This is a genomic window from Paracraurococcus lichenis (assembly GCF_030657435.1).
GTDB lineage: Bacteria > Pseudomonadota > Alphaproteobacteria > Acetobacterales > Acetobacteraceae > Paracraurococcus > Paracraurococcus lichenis.
Genome location: NZ_JAUTWS010000349.1, coordinates 1 through 944 on the forward strand (window position 1 = coordinate 1; position 944 = coordinate 944).

Below are 944 nucleotides of genomic sequence, written 5' to 3' on the forward strand. Positions count from 1 at the left end.
AACGTCCTGCACGCGGCCAGCGGCGGCGTCCGCCTCGCAGCCCAGCGGCTCGAGCACGACCCGGCCAGGGCGCGCCGCCTGCTCGACAGCGCGCTCGCCGCCATGGACCACGGTGCTATGGTGACCCGGCGCCTGCTCACCGTGGCCGGACGCGCCGTCCTGTTTCCCGAGCCACTGGACATCGCTGCAATGTTTGCGGAGGTGCGCGAGGGCTTGGCGCGGGGCAGCGGGATTATTGAGGTGCGCATCGACATGCCGGACGGCGTGGCCTTGGCGCTGGCAGACAGGGCCCAGCTCGGGGCGGCGCTGCGGGGGCTCGCCGAGAATGCCCGCGATGCCATGCCCCAGGGCGGATCCCTCATGCTGGCCGCCTCGGCAGAGGCGGTACCCGAAGGAGATCCGCACCCGGCGGACCTCCGTCCCGGGGCCTATCTGCGGCTGGACGTCGTCGACCGCGGCGCGGGGATGGACGCGGCGACACTGGCGCGCGCGCCGGAGCCATTCTTCACGACCAAGGCTTCCGGCACCGGCCTCGGCCTCGCCGCCGCGCGCGCTTTCGCCAGGCAGTCGGGTGGTGCCCTTATGATCGCCAGCGAGGCCGGACGCGGCACAGCGGTAAGCCTCTGGCTGCCGCAGGCAGAGGTGCGGGAGGTCACTTCGAGCCAAGACCAATCCTTGATGGCCGCGTCGCCGCGCGGCCGCGTCCTGCTGGTCGACGACGACCCGCTGGTGCTGCGCGTGCTCAGGGCGCAGCTGGAGGAGGCGGGCCACGCCGTCACCGCGGTTGGAAGCGGCGTCGCGGCGCTCGCCGCGCTCAATGACGATGGAGCAGTGGACCTGCTCGTGACGGACCTCTCAATGCCGGGCATGGACGGCCGGGAGCTGATCCGGGCGGCACAGGCCCGCAGGCCGGGGCTGCCGGCCGTCCTTCTCACCGGTTATCC

Annotated in this window: 1 protein-coding gene; it reads left to right on the plus strand. The window is 72.9% G+C overall.

All coding sequences use genetic code 11. From position 1 onward, the window contains the following. Positions 1 to 944, plus strand: a 944-nt coding sequence (locus tag Q7A36_RS40175) for a response regulator (RefSeq protein ID WP_305109388.1), incomplete at both ends; no start/stop codon positions are given.